The sequence below is a fragment of the Pseudomonas sp. A-B-19 genome, from assembly GCF_019947515.1.
Lineage (GTDB): Bacteria > Pseudomonadota > Gammaproteobacteria > Pseudomonadales > Pseudomonadaceae > Aquipseudomonas.
Window position 1 is genome coordinate 100,716 of the sequence record NZ_JAGYGN010000007.1, and the last position, 18,777, is coordinate 119,492.

The following is an 18,777-nucleotide window of genomic DNA, read 5'->3' on the forward strand; positions in this document are numbered from 1 at the left end:
TGGTTTTCCAGCACCCGTGCGCCCATTCGTTTACAGGTTCGCTCCGACAAAAAATCCACTGCCTGGATGTGTGTCTGGAGAGCCCGTGATGACTACAAAATCAAAAATCGCAACCAATCTGAGTGACTCGGCCCAGGTCGATCAGCAATCGGTTCAGCCGTTTACCCGCTCGCAAAAAATCTATGTCCAGGGCACTCGCCCGGACATCCTCGTGCCGATGCGCGAAATCAGCCTTGACGTGACCCCGACCGACTTCGGTGGTGAGGTCAACGCGCCGGTGGTGGTGTACGACACCTCGGGCCCCTATACCGACCCCAATGTCATCATCGACGTGCGCAAAGGCCTGGCCGACGTGCGTTCGCCGTGGATCGAATCCCGTGGCGACACCGAGCGCCTGAGCGGCCTGAGTTCCAACTTCGGCCAGGAGCGCCTTGCCGATCCGGAGCTGACCAAACTGCGTTTCGCCCACGTGAACAACCCGCGCCGCGCCAAACCGGGTGCCAACGTCAGCCAGATGCACTACGCGCGCAAAGGCATCATCACCGCCGAGATGGAATACGTCGCCATCCGCGAAAACATGAAGCTGGAAGTGGCTCGCGCCGCCGGCCTGCTGGACCAGCAACACGCCGGTCACAGCTTCGGTGCCAGCGTGCCGAAAATCATCACCCCTGAATTCGTCCGTGACGAAATCGCCCGCGGCCGCGCGATCATTCCGGCCAACATCAACCACACCGAACTGGAACCGATGATCATCGGCCGTAACTTCCTGGTGAAGATCAACGGCAACATCGGCAACAGTGCCCTGGGTTCGTCCATCGAAGAAGAAGTGGCGAAACTGACCTGGGGCATTCGCTGGGGTTCGGACACGGTCATGGACCTGTCCACCGGCAAGCACATCCACGAAACCCGCGAGTGGATCATCCGCAACTCGCCGGTGCCGATCGGTACCGTACCGATCTACCAGGCCCTGGAAAAAGTCGGCGGCGTGGCCGAAGACCTGACCTGGGAGCTGTTCCGCGACACGCTGATCGAGCAGGCCGAGCAGGGCGTCGACTACTTCACCATCCACGCCGGCGTGCTGTTGCGCTACGTGCCGATGACCGCCAAGCGCGTGACCGGTATCGTCTCCCGCGGCGGTTCGATCATGGCCAAGTGGTGCCTGGCGCACCACAAAGAGAACTTCCTCTATACCCATTTCGAAGACATCTGCGAAATCATGAAGGCCTACGACGTCAGCTTCTCGCTGGGCGATGGCCTGCGTCCGGGCTCGATTGCCGATGCCAACGATGAGGCGCAGTTCGGCGAACTGGAGACCCTCGGCGAGCTGACCAAGATTGCCTGGAAGCACGACGTGCAGTGCATGATCGAAGGCCCGGGCCACGTGCCGATGCAGTTGATCAAAGAGAACATGGACAAGCAGCTGGAGTGCTGCGACGAGGCACCGTTCTACACCCTCGGCCCGCTGACCACCGACATTGCCCCAGGCTATGACCACATCACCTCCGGCATCGGTGCGGCGATGATCGGCTGGTTCGGTTGCGCCATGCTTTGCTACGTGACGCCCAAGGAGCACCTGGGCCTGCCGAACAAGGATGACGTGAAGACCGGGATCATCACCTACAAGATCGCCGCGCACGCCGCCGATCTGGCGAAGGGGCACCCGGGAGCGCAGATCCGCGACAATGCCTTGAGCAAGGCGCGTTTCGAATTCCGTTGGGAAGACCAGTTCAACCTGGGCCTCGATCCGGATACCGCTCGCTCGTATCACGATGAAACCCTGCCGAAGGATTCGGCCAAGGTCGCGCATTTCTGCTCGATGTGCGGGCCGAAATTCTGCTCGATGAAGATCACCCAGGAAGTCCGTGAGTATGCGGCTAACCAGCGGATCGAAGCGGTCGACGTGGACGTTGCCCAAGGCATGGCCGAACAGGCCGAGCGGTTCAAGAAGGAAGGCAGTCAGCTTTATCAGAAAGTTTGATCTGAGCTGAGGTCGGCGGTGCTTTCACCGCCGCCATCGCGAGCAAGCTCGCTCCCACAGTGGATTTGTGAACGACACAGTTCCCCTGTGGGAGCGAGCTTGCTCGCGATGGCGATCTTCACAACAACAAATGTCCCTCTGAGATAACACCCTTGAGTATTCAACCCAGCACTTATTCCCCCGATATCGCGGTGCCGAGCGACAAACGTGTCTTCGGCGGCCGCGACCTGTTTTCCCTGTGGTTCTCCCTCGGCATCGGCCTGATGGTGTTGCAGACCGGTGCATTGCTCGCGCCAGGCCTGGGCCTGTCCGGATCGTTGCTGGCAATTTTTCTCGGTACCCTGGTCGGCGTTCTGCTGCTGGCGGCGGTCGGCGTGATTGGCAGCGACACCGGCCTGTCGTCGATGGCCGCGCTCAAGCTCAGTCTCGGTACCAAGGGCGCGAGCCTGCCGGCGGTGCTGAACCTGCTGCAACTGATCGGCTGGGGTTCGTTCGAAATCATCGTCATGCGCGATGCCGCCAGCCTGTTGGGCGCCAAGGCCTTCAGCGAAGGCAGCCTGCTGTCCAATCCCGTGCTCTGGACGCTGTTCTTCGGAGCGTTGGCGACTTTGCTCGCGGTCAGCGGTCCGTTGACTTTCGTGCGGCAGATCCTGCGCAAATGGGGCATCTGGCTGCTGCTGGCCGCGTGCACCTGGCTGACCTGGAATCTGTTCGCCAAGGCCGACCTGGCCGCGTTGTGGGCCCAGGCCGGTGACGGTTCGATGCCGTTTGCCGTGGGTTTCGACATCGCCATTGCCATGCCGCTCTCGTGGTTGCCTTTGATCGCCGACTACTCGCGCTTCGGCAAGCGGGCGAAAAACGTCTTCGGTGGCACCGCCATTGGTTTCTTCATCGGTAATTTCTGGCTGATGAGCCTGGGCGTGGCCTACACCCTGGCGTTCGCGCCGAGCGGTGAAGTCAATGCCTTACTGCTGGCGCTGGCCGGTGCCGGCCTGGGGATTCCGCTGCTGCTGATTCTTCTGGATGAATCGGAAAACGCCTTTGCCGATATTCACTCGGCGGCGGTGTCCAGCGGGATTCTGTTGCGCGCCAAAGTCGAGCACCTGGCCCTGGCCATCGGCGTCATCTGCACACTGATTGCCCTGCTGGCGCCGTTGGCCCAGTACCAGAACTTCCTGCTGCTGATCGGTTCGGTGTTTGCGCCGTTGTTCGGCGTGGTGCTGGTGGACCACTTCATCCTGCGCAAGCGTAGCGGCCAGGTGGCCTCGGCCGCATTGCGCTGGCCGGCGCTGCTCGCCTGGCTGGGCGGGGTCAGCACCTATCATTTGCTGGCCAACCTGTATCCGGATGTCGGCGCCACCCTGCCGGCACTGGTAGTGGCAGGGCTGCTGCAGCTAGTGCTGGGCCGGGCCTTCAGTTACGGCCGGGAAACAGCTCGGGTTTGATGATGCCGTTCAGGCGAGGGTAGGGGATCTTCAGTTCGACATGGCCCAGCGCGAAAGGCGCGATGCTGCTGGTTTCGTACTTGAGGATCACCCCGCCGTAGGTCAGCGCCACGTTCTGGGTTTTCTGGAACGGCCAGCTCTTCACGAACTCCTGTTCCTGATCGAGCCTGGTGCTGATCAGCCAGCTGTTGTGCGCCACCTGCGCCGCTTTCCAGAACGCTTCCTCCTGTCCTGGCACCAGCATGTCCGACAACGTCAGCACTTTATGCTGCTGGCGCGAGTAGTTGATAAAACCTCGCCCCGGCGTGCCATGGGCACCGTCGGTGTCCAGGTAGCTGGACAATTCGACGATCACCAAGCCGTCATGCTGCTCGCGTACCTTTGCCTGTAAGTAGCTGCTGTTGCGCGGGCCTGCGGTGCGCAAAAACTCTTCGCGATAGGCCGCCAGGGTCGGTGCCACCGGCGCGTCGGGCGAGGTGCGGGTCATTTGCAGCAGGCGTTTTTCGATGATGGCGTCCAGTGCAGGCTCGGCCGGGAAGTGCAGGGTGTCGATGTTGACCAGCGGGCAATCCGGGTTGCTGCAACCGGGTTTGAGCTGCTCCGAAGCGTCACGGGTGGTTTCCAGCGGCGTCCGGTAGTTGGGCTGGAACAGACTCGCGCAAGCGCCCAGGGTCAGGGCGATAGCGGCCACGGAGGCGATTTTGAAAAGCGACATGAGCGTCCTTTCTGAAACAGGGGAAGGCAAAAAGTTACCGGCTTCGACTCTCAACAAAGCAGTCAGTTCGCCACTAAGCTAATTAGAGTGGGTTTCGTCCTCACCGTCCATCCCGCTGGCGGGAAAGAGGCTGCATCAAACATCACGGGCGCGTTAGGATGGCGCGAAGTCGAGGCCCGGGAAAAAAGCAGCCTCGAACAGGATGTGCAGTAAAGAGGATTGTCATGAAGGATTTTGCCAACACCATTCCGACCGCCGTTGATATCGTGCGGCGCGAAAAGTGCTACGAGGGTTTCTACAAACTCGAACGCGTGCATTTGCGTCACGAATTGTTCGCAGGCGGCATGAGCCGCGAGATCAATCGTGAAGTGTTCGTTCGTCATGATGCGGTGTGCATGCTGCCTTACGACCCGCAGCGCGATGAAGTGGTGCTGATCGAGCAGTTTCGCGTCGGTGCCATGGGCAAGACCGACAACCCGTGGCTGATCGAACTGGTCGCTGGTCTGATCGACAAGGACGAAGTGCCGGAAGCAGTTGCTCACCGCGAAGCGCAGGAGGAAGCTGGGCTGGTAATCGGGGCGCTCTGGCCGATACTCAAATATTTTCCATCGCCGGGCGGCAGCAACGAATTCGTGCATTTGTACCTGGGGCGTTGTGACACCACCGGGGTTGGCGGCCTGCATGGGCTGGAGGAAGAAGCAGAAGACATCCGCGTCACGGTCTGGGCTTTCGAAGATGCCCTGCAAGCCGTACGCGACGGACGTATTGCCAACGCGGCGAGCATCATTGCCTTGCAATGGCTGGCTTTGAACCGCGTTGAAGTGAGGGGGTTATGGTCGTAAACAAGCTGCGCGATCGCTATCGGGTGGATCTGGTGGGGCTGCAAGCGTCCTGCGAGGCGAACTACGCGCGCCTGATGCGACTGCTGCCGGACATGCGCAGCGAGCCTGCCGCGCGGCGCATCGCCGTGACCCATGGCGATCAGATGCTCGGCGTACTGGCGCTGGAAGTGCTGCTGACCTGTCCTTACACCACGACCCTGCAAGTGCGCCAGGAACACAGCCTGCCCTGGCTGCCAGTGCCGCAACTGGAAGTGCAGGTCTATCACGACGCGCGCATGGCCGAAGTGGTCAGCGCTGAACATGCGCGACGCTTTCGCGGCATCTATCCTTACCCGAACGCCGCGATGCACCAGCCGGACGAAAAAGCCCAATTGAACATGTTTCTGGGCGAATGGCTGAGCCATTGCCTGGCGCTGGGGCATGAGTACGAAGTAGTACGGTTGTGAAGCGCAGTTGTGAACCATGTCAGGTTCACAGGTTTCCCCTTTCGATCATCCCCCAGCATAATTGCGGCACTTACCCATCCCCGTGATCACGCCCTGGGAGAACGCCTTGCCGAGCGTATCCACATTGACCACCGCCGATCCGGCGTTGCTGGTGCAACTTTCCGACAGCCACCTGTTTGCCGAAACGGACGGCGCGTTGCTGGGCATGAACACCCGCGACAGCCTGCAAAAGGTCATCGAGCTGGTGCGCGCACAACAGCCGCGGATTGACTTGATCCTGGCCACGGGTGACCTGTCCCAGGACGGGACGCTGGAGTCTTACCAGCAGTTTCGCGACATGACCCGCCAGCTCGATGCGCCGGCGCGCTGGATTCCCGGCAATCACGATGAGCCGCAGTTCATGGCCGAGGCGGCGGTACAGAGCGCCTTGCTCGAACCGGTGGTGGATATCGGCAACTGGCGGGTCACATTGCTTGATTCGGCCGTGCCAGGCTCGGTGCCGGGTTATTTGCAGGATGAACAGTTGCAGCTGCTCGCCCGCGCGTTGAGCGAAGCGCCGGAGCGTCATCATCTGGTGTGCTTGCACCATCATCCGGTTTCAATTGGTTGCGCGTGGATGGAGCCTATCGGCCTGCGTAATCCCGAGGCGTTTTTTGAAGTGCTGGATCGTTTTCCACAGGTGCGTGCCGTGCTGTGGGGGCATGTGCACCAGGAAATCGATCAATTACGTAACGGCGTGCGTCTGATCGCCTCGCCATCGACCTGCATCCAGTTCGAGCCGGGCAGCGAGGATTTCAAGGTTGGGGAACAGGCGCCAGGCTATCGCTGGTTGCGGCTGCTGCCCGACGGGCGGCTGGAAACCGGGGTGGAGCGAGTCACCGGGTTCGATTTCACCGTGGATTACGGCTCCAACGGCTACTGATGTCCCAATCCCCTGTAGGAGCTGGCTTGCCAGCGAAGAGGCCATCAAATTCAACATATATGTTATTTGACAGTCCGCCTTCGCTGGCAAGCCAGCTCCTGCAGGGGGGCGTTCATTTCAATGGATGCTGGCCCAACACCCCCCGAGTCCCTGTAAACTCCGCCTCTTTAGCCGACGCACAGGGAGCTCAAATGTCCGGTTCGATCCTTTATATCCACGGCTTCAACAGCTCGCCGTTGTCGAAGAAGGCCTGTCAGTTGGTCGAGGTGATGGAGCGTCTGGGCCTGAGCGAACAGGTGCGCGTTCCAGCGTTGCACCATCACCCGCGCCAGGCTATCGCGCAGCTGGAACAGGCGATTGCCGAGCTGGGGCGGCCACTGCTGGTCGGCAGCTCGCTCGGCGGCTACTATGCCACTCACCTGGCTGAGCGCCTTGGTCTGAAAGCCCTGTTGATCAACCCCGCTGTCGGTCCGCACCGGATGTTCGACGGATTTCTGGGAACGCAGAAAAACCTGTATACCGATGAGACCTGGGAAATGACCCACGACCATGTGACGGCCCTGGCCGAACTGGAAGTCGCGGCGCCCCGGGATCCGCAACGCTATCAGGTATGGTTGCAGACCGGGGACGAAACGCTGGACTATCGCCTCGCCCAGCAGTATTACCGGGCCTGTGCCTTGCGTATCCAGGCCGGCGGCGACCATGGTTACCAGGGGTTTGCCGCACAGCTTCCGGCCATGCTGAGCTTTGCCGGCATTGGCGCAGATTTGTATCAGGCGATCGATTTCACGGCATTGTGAAATCTCGCCCATATTTTCAATGAAAGACTGACGACGAGACCCCATGGCCACTCCCAGCGCTAGCTCTTATAACGCAGACGCCATCGAAGTCCTCTCGGGCCTCGACCCGGTGCGCAAACGCCCCGGCATGTACACCGACACCAGTCGGCCGAACCACCTTGCCCAGGAAGTCATCGACAACAGTGTCGACGAAGCCTTGGCCGGGCATGCCACATCAGTGCAGGTAATCCTGCATGCCGACCACTCCCTGGAAGTCAGCGATGACGGCCGCGGCATGCCGGTGGATATTCACCCTGAGGAAGGTGTTTCGGGCGTCGAACTGATCCTCACCAAGCTTCATGCCGGTGGCAAGTTTTCCAACAAGAACTACCAGTTCTCCGGCGGCTTGCACGGGGTGGGTATTTCCGTGGTCAACGCCTTGTCCACCGAAGTGCGGGTGCGTGTAAAACGTGACGGCAACGAATACCAGATGACCTTCAAGGATGGCTACAAGGCCACCGAGCTGGAAATCGTCGGCACTGTCGGCAAGCGCAACACCGGCACCAGCGTGTTCTTCGCGCCGGATCCGAAATACTTCGATTCCCCGAAATTCTCCATCAGCCGCCTCAAGCACGTGCTCAAGGCCAAGGCCGTGTTGTGCCCGGGGCTGCTGGTCAGTTTTGAAGACAAGGCCACCGGCGAGAAAGTCGAATGGCATTACGAAGACGGCCTGCGTTCCTACCTGGTGGATGCGGTCAGCGAATTCGAGCGCCTGCCGGACGAGCCATTCTGTGGCAGCCTGGCCGGTAATAAGGAAGCGGTGGATTGGGCGCTGTTGTGGCTGCCCGAAGGTGGCGACGCGGTCCAGGAAAGCTATGTAAACCTGATCCCGACAGCCCAGGGCGGTACTCACGTCAACGGTTTGCGTCAGGGCCTGCTCGACGCCATGCGCGAGTTCTGCGAATTTCGCAGCCTGTTGCCGCGTGGTGTGAAGCTGGCGCCGGAAGATGTCTGGGAACGCATTGCTTTCGTGTTGTCGATGAAGATGCAGGAGCCGCAATTCTCCGGCCAGACCAAGGAGCGTCTGTCGTCCCGTGAGGCGGCGGCGTTCGTCTCCGGCGTAGTCAAGGATGCGTTCAGCCTGTGGCTCAACGCCAACCCGGAAACCGGCATGCTGCTGGCGGAACTGGCGATCAACAACGCCGGTCGTCGCCTCAAGGCCAGCAAGAAGGTCGAGCGCAAACGCATTACCCAAGGCCCGGCACTGCCAGGCAAACTGGCCGACTGCGCCGGCCAGGACCCGATGCGTTCCGAGCTGTTCCTGGTGGAAGGTGATTCCGCTGGCGGCTCGGCCAAGCAGGCGCGGGACAAAGAGTTCCAGGCGATCCTGCCGTTGCGCGGCAAGATCCTCAACACCTGGGAAGTCGACGGCAGCGAAGTGCTGGCCAGCCAGGAAGTGCACAACATCGCGGTGGCCATCGGTGTCGATCCGGGCGCGGCCGACATGAGCCAACTGCGCTACGGCAAGATCTGCATCCTCGCCGACGCCGACTCTGACGGTCTGCACATCGCAACCTTGCTGTGCGCCTTGTTCGTCCAGCACTTCCGCCCGTTGGTGGATGCCGGTCACGTTTACGTGGCCATGCCGCCGCTGTACCGCATCGACCTGGGCAAGGAAATCTACTACGCCCTCGATGAAGCCGAACGCGATGGCATCCTCGATCGTCTGGTGGCCGAGAAGAAACGCGGCAAGCCGCAAGTCACCCGATTCAAAGGTCTGGGCGAAATGAACCCGCCGCAGCTTCGCGAGACCACCATGGACCCGAACACCCGGCGCCTGGTGCAACTGACGTTGGGCGAGGATTTCGAGGCCACCTCGGAAATGATGGACATGCTGCTGGCGAAGAAACGCGCCGGCGACCGCAAGACCTGGCTGGAGTCCAAGGGCAACCTGGCCGAGGTACTGGGCTGATGCGTCTGGGCTTTGCCCTGGCCTGTGGGTTGCTGCTGACGTCAATCACGGTGTCCGCCGAGCCGGTGCCGCAGCTGCGCCTGTTGTCCGAACATGTCGTCGACGGCATGCGCGGCGGCAACCTGTCCGGGCTGGCGCAATGCGGCAATGATCTGTGGGCGGTTTCCGACCGCGACGATCATCAGATCTACCGCCTGGATACCCGCGAATCTGCCTGGCAGGCCGAAACGGTGCACATCGACGTACCGCCGGTGCCTGACAGTGGTTTGCCCTGGGGGCTGAAGTCTCGCGTCTGGGGGGCTTCTTTCGTGCGTGGCGGTGATCTGGACTTTGAAGGCATCACCTGCGACAGCGCCGGCAATCGCTACATCGTCAGCGAAGGCCATGCCGCAGTCTTGCAAGTGCCACCAACGGGGCCTGCCGCCTGGTTGAAAATTTCGCCGATGCTGGTTCGCGAGGCACGGGCCAGAGGCCTGTTATTGCAGTTCAATGCGTTGTTCGAAGGGTTGGCGGTCAATCCGGCGGGTGATCAGATGTGGTTCGCCGCCGAGCGTCAAGGCCGCGGATTGCTGATGATCAAACGCAAGCAGACGTTGTGGGATTGCGACGGTGGCTGCGTGCTGCTGAGCGAGGCGGGCATGGAAATGCAGCCCGAGCAGTTTCCTGACGCCAAAGCCGTACCGCGGGATTTCTCTGACCTGTCGCTGTTCAACGGCAAGCTGTTTACCCTTGAGCGCAATGCCTACCAGATCTGCCGCCGGGACCCGCAGACGGCCAAGGTCGAGCGCTGCTGGTCGTACGCCGCCCAGTTGCTGCAGGCAAACCGTCGTTATCCACAGAACTACGGGTTGGAAGAAGCATTGATCGTGGATGCCGATGGCGCCTGGATCGGCGTCGACAATAACTTCGGCGCACGGGCCGATGGCGAAGTCCGTCCGGTGGTCTGGCGCTTCGCCGCACCGGAAGGTGGCTGGAGTGCCAGGCCATGAGACAACAAAGCCCGGGGCAGCGCATCGGTCGGGTATTCATGGTGCTGGCCTGGTGTGCGGCGCTGTTTCTGGCCACGCGTTTTTTCGCCCAGTGGGAAGCGCGTCAGCAAAATCCGAATGTGGTGGTCAGTTCGGAGCAGGGCGAGGGTTTCATCGAGGTAAAGCTGGCGAGCAATGCGCAGGGGCATTTCGTTGCCAGCGGCCAGATCAACGGCCAGCCGGTGGACTTCATGCTCGATACCGGTGCGACCGATGTGTCGATTCCGGCGGACCTGGCCAGGCGCTTGAAGCTCGAAGAAGGATTCGGCGTGACCCTGAGCACGGCCAATGGCCTGAGCCAGGGCTATCGCACCCGTATCGAACGCCTGCAACTGGGCGACATCGTGCTGCGGGATGTACGCGCACTGGTGGCCCCGGGGCTGCATGGCGATCAGGTGTTGCTCGGCATGAGCGCACTGAACAAACTTGAATTTACCCAGCGCGGTGGCACCATGCTGCTGCGCCAGACAACGAACTGATGAGGCCCGCATGAGCGACTCCCTTGATCTCAGCCTGGACGGTGTAGAACGCCGCTCGCTGGCTGACTTCACCGAAAATGCCTACCTCAACTACTCCATGTACGTGATCATGGACCGTGCCTTGCCGCATATCGGCGACGGCCTGAAACCGGTACAGCGGCGTATCGTCTACGCCATGAGCGAGCTGGGGCTGGACGCCGACTCCAAACACAAGAAATCGGCGCGTACCGTCGGTGACGTGCTCGGTAAATTCCACCCCCACGGCGATTCGGCCTGCTACGAAGCCATGGTGCTGATGGCCCAGCCGTTCAGCTATCGCTACACGCTGGTCGACGGCCAGGGCAACTGGGGTGCGCCGGATGATCCCAAGTCCTTCGCCGCCATGCGTTACACCGAAGCGCGGCTGTCGCGTTATTCCGAAGTGCTGCTCAGTGAGTTGGGCCAGGGCACGGCGGACTGGGGCCCGAACTTCGACGGCACGCTGGACGAACCGCTGGTCTTGCCGGCCCGTCTGCCGAACATTCTGCTCAACGGCACCACCGGTATCGCCGTGGGCATGGCCACCGACGTTCCGCCGCACAACCTGCGGGAAGTCGCCACGGCGTGCGTGCGTTTGCTCGATGAGCCCAAGGCCACGGTCGAACAGCTCTGTGAACACATCCAGGGCCCGGACTACCCGACCGAAGCGGAAATCATCACCCCGCGTGCCGACCTGCTGAAAATCTACGAAACCGGTCGCGGATCGGTGCGCATGCGCGCTGTGTATCACATCGAAGACGGCGACATCATCGTCACCGCGTTGCCCCATCAGGTCTCGGGCGCCAAGGTGCTGGAGCAGATCGCCGCGATGATGCAGGCCAAGCCATCCAAGGCGCCACAAATTGCTGACCTGCGTGACGAGTCCGACCACGAAAACCCGTGCCGGATCGTGATCATTCCGGGGGCACGGAAAAATTTCGACCACGATGCGCTGATGCAGCACCTGTTCGCCAGCACCGAGCTGGAGTCGAGCTACCGGGTCAACATCAACATCATCGGGCTGGATGGCAAGCCGCAGCTGAAAAACCTGCGCGCGCTGCTGGTCGAATGGCTGGAATTCCGGGTGCAGACTGTGCGTCGTCGCCTGCAATTCCGCCTCGACAAGGTCGAGCGTCGCCTGCACCTGTTGGATGGTTTGTTGATTGCCTACCTCAACCTGGATGAAGTGATCCACATCATCCGTACCGAGGAGCATCCACGGGCCAAACTGATCGAGCGTTTCGCCCTGAGCGAAATCCAGGCCGACTACATCCTCGACACCCGTCTGCGTCAGTTGGCGCGACTGGAAGAGATGAAGCTGCGTGCCGAGCAGGATGAACTGCTCAAGGAACAAGCCAAGCTGCAAGCCCTGCTGAGCAGCGAAGCCAAGTTGAAAAAACTGGTGCGCAGCGAACTGATCAAGGACGCGGAAACCTACGGTGATGACCGCCGGTCGCCTATTGTCGAGCGCGCCGAGGCCAAGGCCCTGACCGAGCACGATCTGCTGCCGAACGAGAAAGTGACGGTCGTGCTGTCGGAAAAAGGCTGGATTCGTTCAGCCAAAGGCCACGAGATCGATGCCACCGGGCTTTCCTACAAGGCCGGGGACGGCTTCAAGGCGCTGGCAGCCGGGCGCTCCAACCAGTTCGCCGTGTTTATCGACTCCACCGGTCGCAGTTATTCAGTGGCCGCCCACACCCTGCCGTCGGCCCGTGGCCAGGGCGAACCGCTGACCGGTCGCCTGACGCCGCCGCCAGGGGCAAGTTTCGAATGCGTGCTGATGCCGGAAGACGATGCGCTGTACGTGATCGCCTCCGACGCCGGCTACGGCTTCGTGGTCAAGGGTGAAGACCTGCAGGCCAAGAACAAGGCGGGCAAGGCCTTGTTGAGTCTGCCGAACAATGCGAAGGTCATGCTGCCGCGCCCTGTGGCCGATCGTGAGCAGAACTGGCTGGCGTCGGTGACGACCGAAGGTCGCCTGCTGATCTTCAAGATCAGCGACCTGCCACAATTAGGTAAGGGCAAAGGCAACAAGATCATCGGGATTCCTGGTGAGCGAGTGGCCAGTCGCGAAGAGTATGTGACGGACATCGCCGTATTGCCGGACGGTGCAACACTGGTGTTGCAGGCCGGCAAACGTACCCTGTCACTGAAAGCGGACGACCTCGAGCACTACAAGGGTGAACGTGGTCGTCGTGGCAACAAGTTGCCGCGTGGTTTCCAGCGGGTAGATGCGTTGCTCGTCGAAAACCTCAATTAGGCGACTTAGAAGCGCCGATCTACGATTTAACTCGTAGTTCGGCGCTTTGCGCTGGAGTCGGAACGCATATTCACGGATGATATGGCCTTTCAAGCGCCGGCATTGCCGCGCGTTCTTCATATTTGTTGAGTATTTTCACTGTGATCAACCTTTTAGCGATCACTTGGATGGGACGATGACTGCTCTGCGCCTTCCTTTTATTCTTATGCTCGCTGGCGTTCTTGGCCTGGCGGGTTGCAGCGTTCACCAACCGGTGTCGTTGTATCAGCTGGACGCTGGTAGTCCGGTTCAGCCTGCACAGAACGCGGGCATGGCGGTATTGTTGGGGCCGGTCACCGTGGCCGACTACCTGCAACGCGAAACCCTGTTGCAGCGTCAGCCGGATGGCAGCCTGCAAGCCTCGACCGACGGTCGTTGGGCTGGCAGCCTTTCGTCGGATATCGATCAGTTGCTGCTGCGTCAGGTCGCAGGTCACCTGGACAGCCAGCGCGTAGTGCTGGCCCCGGCGACAGTGGGCTTCACCCCGGACGTTCAGGTGCTGCTGACTATCACGCGCCTGGATTCGGGTGCAAAACAACCGGCGATCCTCGATGCGCAATGGCGCCTGATCGACCGTCGCGGCCAGGTCCGTGACAACCGCATCATCCATTTGCAGGAACAGCATGCCGGTAGTACGGCGGCTCAGGTTCAGGCCCAGGGTGTGTTGCTGCAACGTCTGGCCGAGCAACTGTCGGTGGCACTCAAGCCGCTGGCCAATCAGCCACCGATCGCCGAAGCCCCGCGCAAGCCGGCTGCCAAGGCAGCAGCACCTGCGGTAGAGCAGGAAAAACAGCCGAAGATCCCGATGGCCGCGCCGGTCCGGACGGATATGGAAGTGTTCCGCTTCTGACTTTGGATGGATTTGAAGCAGAGCCCGCATTGATGCGGGCTTTGTTGTTTCTGCAGGTTGGAGATCTTCAGGGCCCGTACGGACGCCTTCGCTGGCAAGCCAGCTCCTACAGTGGATCGGTGTAAGCCCGCAATTGTGTGAACGACGCAAAACCTGTAGGAGCTGGCTTGTCGGGTCGCCGCATCGCAGCGAAGGCGTCCGTACAGGCACAAAAAAGCCCACAGACGATCACTCATCTGCGGGCTCTGTTATTGCTCCTGGCGGTTACGCCCGGCGTTCGTGCATCCGCGCCAATTGCCGCTCAAGCATCGACGGATACGGCTCCATCAACCGTTCCACGCAGCATGCACCTTCAGGGCTGGCAATCGGGCGGATCCGTGCACGCTGGCGGATCAACGCGTCGTCACTGATCTTGCGCTCCACCAGCAGCAGGTTGCGGCTGTGCTGCGACAGGGCCAGGGCGTCCTGGGCGGAGTCGGTCAGCAGCAGGTCGATCTGGCTCAGGCCGAACAGTTCGTCACCGAGGGTCAGGCCCAGCTGCAATTGCAGGGTGATGCCGCTGTCCGCGACTTCGATCTGCAACTGGTGGCCCAGGGCCCGCAGCAGCTCGCCACAGCAAATGGCGTTGGTCAGGTAATCGTCGCCGCTGTCTTCTGTGTGGAACAGCATCAGCGTGCTGCCATCGTTCAAAGTCTCCACTTCGCCTTGATATAGCGAAGCGGCTTGGTCGAGACAATCGCGATAGCGTTCGAGCAGTTCTTCCAGGCGTGCCCGCGGCAGTCGCCGCAGTTGTTCCTGGGAGCCCAATTGCACTGCCAGCACCGCGCTGTGTTGCGGCACGCTCGGCGTAGCCTTGCGAATTAGCGGTTGCGGGGGGCTGTCCAGCGACTCGTCGCGCAGGTCGGCGAACGGGTCTTCGTCATCGTCGTCCTCGACGGTGCTGACGATCTGCCGCGGCGCCGGCTTGAGCGCCGCTACCGGAGGGCTCTCGTCGAAACTCGGGTCGCGCAGGTTACGGACTTCGAAGGCCGGGTCGACCTCGTCATCGACGTCGTCGAATTCCGGTTCCGGCTCCGGCACGGGGGCAGGCTCCGGGGCGAAGTTGGCGTGCAGCTGGCGCGCCAGGTCACCGATTTCGTCCTGTCGGTCGGTGGCCGGGGTGTATTCATCGATATTGCGCAGCCACACCCGCAATTGCAGCAGCGGCGTGGAGAGATAACGCCCCATGCGCAGGCTCAAGGCCAGGGACAGGGCCAGCAGGATGGCGCTCAGAATGCCCATGCTCTGCAGGCTGATGGTCATTGGCTGCTGGAACTGGTCCATGTCCAGGCTGATGCGCAATTGCCCGGCAGTCACGTCCTGGAAGGTGATCTTGCTCTGGTACATGCCCTCGGCTTCGCCCAGCAGACCATGCTTGGGACGCTGGCCGGATTCGGCGAGGATGCGGTTGTCCGGGCTGTAGATGGCAGCGTGGGCCACCAGCTTGTTCTTGGTCAGGTTATTGAGCAGCACATTGAGGCTGAGGATGTCGTTGGACACCAACAGCTCGGTGGCCGAGGTGGCCGTCTGCGTGGTCAGGCTTTCGCCCAGCGCATCCGCCTGCTCGTGCATGGCCTGCTTGAACTGCAAGCCCATCACACCGGCATAGATGACCAGGGCCAGGGCGACCAGGATCACGTTATGGCTGGCGATGCGCAATGCAATCGGTACACGGCGGTGGCGCAGTGCCCGGAAGATCAGCAGGAAGAAGTTGTCGGTTTTTACTGGCGTGGGCCGGTTCACTTGAGCTCGGCTCTTTTGTCCGTGAAGTTGACGCGCAGTATAGCGACAGGCCCTAGGCCGTCAAAGCGCTCGCGGTGCCCGATGGTCACTGAAAGTGGGTAGAATGCGGTTTTTTTCCACCTGCGGGGGTGCGCCTTGCGCGAAATCGTCCTGATAAACATCACGGGAGTCGACCGTCCGGGTCTGACTGCGGCCATTACCGGCGTTCTGGCCCAGGGTGGTGTGAACATTCTCGACATCGGTCAGGCGGTGATCCACGACACCTTGTCGTTCGGCATCCTGGTTGAAATTCCCGACACTGAACAAGGCAGGTCCGTGCTCAAGGACATCCTGTTCAAGGGGTACGAGCTCGATCAACAGGTACGTTTCACTCCGGTGTCCGAAGAGGATTACCAGCAGTGGGTCGGCAACCAGGGTAAAAAACGTCACATCGTGACCTTGTTGACCCGCAAGGTGACAGCCGGGCAGTTGCAGGCCGTGAGTTCGATCACCGCCAAATATGGCCTGAACATCGACCATATCGATCGTCTGTCCGGGCGTATGCCGCTGGATACGCCGGCTGACAAGGGCAAGGGTTGCATCGAGTTTTCCGTGCGTGGCGAAGCGGCTGATCCGCAGGCGCTACGTGCCGAATTCCTCAGCGTTGCCCAGGAACTGAACGTCGACATCGCCTTCCAGGAAGATTCGCTGTTCCGGCGCAACCGTCGCCTGGCGGTGTTCGATATGGATTCAACGCTGATCGAAGCCGAAGTGATCGATGAACTGGCCAAGGCGGCCGGCGTTGGCGACAAAGTGTCGGAGATCACCGAGCGGGCAATGGCCGGTGAGCTGGATTTCCGCGCCAGCTTCAAGGAACGCCTGGCCTTGCTCAAAGGTCTGGACGTCAACGTGCTGGATTCCATCGGTGCCTCGCTGCGCCTGACCGAAGGCGCCGAAACCCTGTTCGCCGAGCTCAAGCGCCTGGGCTACAAGACTGCGATTCTGTCGGGTGGTTTCACCTACTTCGCCAAGCAGTTGCAGGCCAAGCTGGGTATCGACTACGTGTTTGCCAACGAACTGGAAGTGGTCGACGGCAAAGTCACCGGCGTGGCGATCGAGCCTATTGTCGATGCGCAGCGCAAGGCCGATTTGCTGAAGGAACTGGCGCACAAGGAAGGTTTGCGCCTGGAGCAGACCATTGCGGTCGGCGACGGTGCCAACGACCTCCCGATGCTGGCGATTGCGGGGTTGGGCGTGGCGTTCCGCGCCAAGCCGCTGGTCAAGCAGTCAGCCAAGCAGGCGATTTCGACCCTGGGCCTGGATGGTGTGTTGTACCTGCTGGGCTTCCGTGACCGCGACGGACAGCTGTAACACCGCAAAACTACTGTAGGAGCAGCCGGTCGACGCTCGATTGCTCGCGATGGGCGTTAACGATGACGCGGGCAATCTGAATGCCCGCGTCGCCTTGTCGTCCATCGCGAGCAAGCTCGCTCCTACAGGATGTGTGTCGATCAGGCCTTTGGTGAGCCCATGCCCTGACCCATCTGCACCGCTGTACCGGCGGTCATTTCTTCAGCCCACTTCACTTGATCCGGCCCGAACAGCACGACAGCGGTAGAACCCAGCTTGAAGCGACCCAGTTCCGCACCTTTTTCCAGATGGATCGGCGCGCGTGCGGCTTCGTCGTAGCGGAAGGTTTTCAGCTCGCGCTTGGGCGGCGTCACCAGACCGGCCCAGACGGTTTCAATCGACGCCACGATCATCGCACCCACCAGCACCACGGCCATTGGGCCGCGCTCGGTGTCGAAAATGCACGCCACGCGCTCGTTGCGGGCAAACAATTCCGGAACGTTTTCAGCAGTAGTCTGGTTGACCGAGAACAGACGACCCGGGATGTAGACCATCTCACGCAGGGTGCCAGCCAGTGGCATGTGCACGCGGTGATAGTCCTTCGGCGACAGGTAGATAGTCGCGAAGTCACCGCCCATGAACGGCGCAGCGATTGCCGCATCGCCACCCAACAGTTCCAGCACGCTGAAGCTGTGGCCCTTGGCCTGGAACACGCGACCATGCTCGATCGGGCCGAGCTGGCTGATCGCGCCGTCGGCCGGGCTGAGGATCGCGCCCGGGGTCTCGTCCAACGGGCGGGCACCGTCTTTCAGTGCGCGGGTGAAGAACGCGTTGAAGTGCTCGTAGGCGGTCAGGTCTTCGACCAGCGCCTGGGACATGTCCACCTGATAACGCTTGGCGAACCAGGCGGTAAAGGCGATCTTGAACCAGCGCACGCGGCATTCGGCGATGCAGCCGGCCAATCGCGAGAGCAAGTTGTGGGGCAGCAGGTACTGGCTGACGATAAACAGACGCTTGTTCATTAACTGTCCTTAAAAACCTTAAATCTCAACGGGCGTATCGGGATGGTTACCCCATTCGCCCCAGGAGCCGGCGTAGCCTTTGACCCGCGGATAACCGAGAGCCTTGGCCACCAGATAGGTGAAGCCAGAACGATGGTGGGTCTGGCAGTGGGTAATCACTTCTTTGTCTTTGCTGATCCCGAGTTGTTCGAGGATCTGCGGCATGTCGGTGCGGATGCGCAACTGGCGCGCCTGATCCATGCCGGCGGTCCATTCGAAATTGACCGCGCCGGGAATGTGCCCGCCCTTGGCTGCCAGGACTTTCTCGCCGGAGTACTCCTGCGGGCCGCGAGCGTCCCAGATTGCCAGGTCGGCGGCGCCGAGTCGGCTTTGCAGGTATTCGCGGGTGGCGGTGGGTTCATCATGCAAGGTCAGTGCAACCGGGCCACCCACGGGTGGCGGGATCTGGATCGACATGGGCAAACCCTCTGCCATCCAGGCTCTCAGGCCGCCGTCGACATAGTGGTACTTGCTGTGGCCGATGACATCCAGCAGCCAGATGAAGCGCCCGGCCCAGCCGCCGCCTTCGTCGTCATACACCACGTAGACCGCATCGGGGTTGTGTCCCAGCTCACCAAACAAGGTTTCGAGTGCTGCCTGCGGGGGTATCAGTCCCGGGGCGGGAGCCAGGCCGAGCTGCGTGCGTTTCGGTTCGACAAAACGCGCGCCGGGAATGTGCCCTTCGGCGTAGCGGGCGGTACTGGTCAAGTCCACCAGAATCAGTTCGCGGGCGTCGAGGCGAGGGAGCAAGTCGCTCGGCTCGATCACCAGCGGCAAGCCAGAGAAGTCAGACATGTGAGGTCTCCAGAGCACAAAAGGGAGGATTGTAGCG

General features: G+C 61.2%; 16 protein-coding genes. 12 read left to right on the top strand and 4 right to left on the bottom strand.

Features of this window, described 5'->3' with window-relative positions:
* Nucleotides 1-88 precede the first annotated feature (88 nt).
* Nucleotides 89-1,978, top strand: a complete 1,890-nt coding sequence (gene thiC / locus KGA81_RS10215) for a phosphomethylpyrimidine synthase ThiC (RefSeq protein WP_223545691.1) — start codon at nucleotides 89-91, stop codon at nucleotides 1,976-1,978.
* A gap of 152 nt (nucleotides 1,979-2,130) precedes the next feature.
* Nucleotides 2,131-3,423, top strand: coding sequence for a putative hydroxymethylpyrimidine transporter CytX (gene cytX, locus KGA81_RS10220; protein WP_223545692.1), 1,293 nt, complete (start codon nucleotides 2,131-2,133; stop codon nucleotides 3,421-3,423).
* On the opposite strand, the gene KGA81_RS10225 is transcribed toward cytX, so the two are convergent.
* Complete coding sequence (locus tag KGA81_RS10225; RefSeq protein WP_223545693.1) at nucleotides 3,392-4,138, bottom strand: RsiV family protein; 747 nt, start codon at nucleotides 4,136-4,138, stop codon at nucleotides 3,392-3,394. The two genes, cytX and KGA81_RS10225, sit on opposite strands and share 32 nt — an antisense overlap.
* A 224-nt stretch (nucleotides 4,139-4,362) precedes the next feature.
* On the opposite strand from KGA81_RS10225, the gene KGA81_RS10230 reads away from it, so the two are divergent.
* From KGA81_RS10230 to KGA81_RS10270, 9 genes are all read left to right on the top strand, one after another.
* Nucleotides 4,363-4,980, top strand: coding sequence for an NUDIX domain-containing protein (locus KGA81_RS10230; RefSeq protein WP_223545694.1), 618 nt, complete (start codon nucleotides 4,363-4,365; stop codon nucleotides 4,978-4,980).
* On the top strand, nucleotides 4,971-5,426 hold the full coding sequence (locus KGA81_RS10235; RefSeq protein WP_223545695.1) for a DUF1249 domain-containing protein: 456 nt from the start codon (nucleotides 4,971-4,973) through the stop codon (nucleotides 5,424-5,426). Before KGA81_RS10230 ends, KGA81_RS10235 begins: the two co-directional genes overlap by 10 nt.
* Before the next feature lie 106 nt (nucleotides 5,427-5,532).
* Entirely contained in the window at nucleotides 5,533-6,348 is an 816-nt protein-coding gene (gene cpdA, locus KGA81_RS10240) for a 3',5'-cyclic-AMP phosphodiesterase (RefSeq protein ID WP_223545696.1), read from the top strand.
* Between the two features lie 191 nt (nucleotides 6,349-6,539).
* Nucleotides 6,540-7,148, top strand: a complete 609-nt coding sequence (locus tag KGA81_RS10245; protein WP_223545697.1) for a YqiA/YcfP family alpha/beta fold hydrolase — start codon at nucleotides 6,540-6,542, stop codon at nucleotides 7,146-7,148.
* 43 nt (nucleotides 7,149-7,191) lie between these two features.
* Nucleotides 7,192-9,099: a DNA topoisomerase IV subunit B gene (parE, locus tag KGA81_RS10250; protein ID WP_223545698.1), complete on the top strand. Its 1,908-nt coding sequence runs from the start codon at nucleotides 7,192-7,194 to the stop codon at nucleotides 9,097-9,099.
* Nucleotides 9,099-10,088, top strand: a complete 990-nt coding sequence (locus tag KGA81_RS10255; RefSeq protein WP_223545699.1) for an esterase-like activity of phytase family protein — start codon at nucleotides 9,099-9,101, stop codon at nucleotides 10,086-10,088. The genes parE and KGA81_RS10255 overlap by 1 nt, the downstream gene beginning before the upstream one ends.
* Complete coding sequence (locus KGA81_RS10260; RefSeq protein WP_223545700.1) at nucleotides 10,085-10,606, top strand: TIGR02281 family clan AA aspartic protease; 522 nt, start codon at nucleotides 10,085-10,087, stop codon at nucleotides 10,604-10,606. Before KGA81_RS10255 ends, KGA81_RS10260 begins: the two co-directional genes overlap by 4 nt.
* Nucleotides 10,607-10,616: 10 nt before the next feature.
* On the top strand, nucleotides 10,617-12,884 hold the full coding sequence (parC, locus tag KGA81_RS10265) for a DNA topoisomerase IV subunit A (protein WP_223545701.1): 2,268 nt from the start codon (nucleotides 10,617-10,619) through the stop codon (nucleotides 12,882-12,884).
* A 175-nt stretch (nucleotides 12,885-13,059) separates the two neighbouring features.
* Entirely contained in the window at nucleotides 13,060-13,773 is a 714-nt protein-coding gene (locus KGA81_RS10270; protein ID WP_223545702.1) for a membrane integrity-associated transporter subunit PqiC, read from the top strand.
* Between the two features lie 264 nt (nucleotides 13,774-14,037).
* Here the strand turns inward: KGA81_RS10270 and KGA81_RS10275 are convergent, their stop codons facing one another.
* On the bottom strand, nucleotides 14,038-15,555 hold the full coding sequence (locus KGA81_RS10275) for an AhpA/YtjB family protein (protein WP_223545703.1): 1,518 nt from the start codon (nucleotides 15,553-15,555) through the stop codon (nucleotides 14,038-14,040).
* A 135-nt stretch (nucleotides 15,556-15,690) separates the two neighbouring features.
* Between KGA81_RS10275 and serB the strand changes: the two genes are divergently transcribed.
* The gene (serB, locus tag KGA81_RS10280) at nucleotides 15,691-16,905 is read left to right on the top strand and encodes a phosphoserine phosphatase SerB (RefSeq protein WP_223545704.1); all 1,215 of its coding nucleotides are present in this window, start codon (nucleotides 15,691-15,693) and stop codon (nucleotides 16,903-16,905) included.
* Between the two features lie 140 nt (nucleotides 16,906-17,045).
* Here serB and asd read toward each other — a convergent pair whose 3' ends face one another.
* Together asd and KGA81_RS10290 are read right to left on the bottom strand one after the other, a co-directional pair.
* Entirely contained in the window at nucleotides 17,046-17,906 is an 861-nt protein-coding gene (gene asd / locus KGA81_RS10285; RefSeq protein WP_223545705.1) for an archaetidylserine decarboxylase, read from the bottom strand.
* Nucleotides 17,907-17,924: 18 nt separating this feature from the next.
* Entirely contained in the window at nucleotides 17,925-18,740 is an 816-nt protein-coding gene (locus KGA81_RS10290) for a rhodanese-like domain-containing protein (RefSeq protein WP_223545706.1), read from the bottom strand.
* Nucleotides 18,741-18,777 lie beyond the last annotated feature (37 nt).